The sequence below is a fragment of the Streptomyces sp. URMC 126 genome (assembly GCF_051386555.1).
Classification (GTDB): Bacteria; Actinomycetota; Actinomycetes; order Streptomycetales; family Streptomycetaceae; genus Streptomyces.
The window spans coordinates 1-255 of sequence record NZ_JBPQTX010001067.1 but is presented as its reverse complement, the minus strand read 5'-3'; the positions used below and the strand labels follow the sequence as shown (position 1 = coordinate 255).

The 255-nt window shown below is 69.8% G+C and carries 1 pseudogene; it reads left to right on the top strand.

The features are described 5' to 3' along the window. A pseudogene (locus tag ACSNOK_RS35115) lies at window positions 1-255 on the top strand (carbohydrate ABC transporter permease); the annotation flags it as partial.

The window sequence follows — 255 nt, the reverse complement described above, 5'->3', positions numbered from 1 at the left end:
CCTCTACGCCGGGGTGGGCGCGGCCATCGCCACCCTCCTGGCCGCGGCCGCCGGATACGCCCTGACCAAGTACACCTTCACCGGGCGCGAAGCGCTGTTCTCCGTCATCCTCGGCGGCGTCCTGGTGCCGGCGACCGCCCTGGCGCTGCCCCTGTTCCTGCTCTTCGCCGAGGTGGACGCGACCAACACGTTCTGGTCGGTCTTCCTGCCCAGCATCGTCAGCCCCTTCGGCGTCTACCTATCGCGCATCTTCGC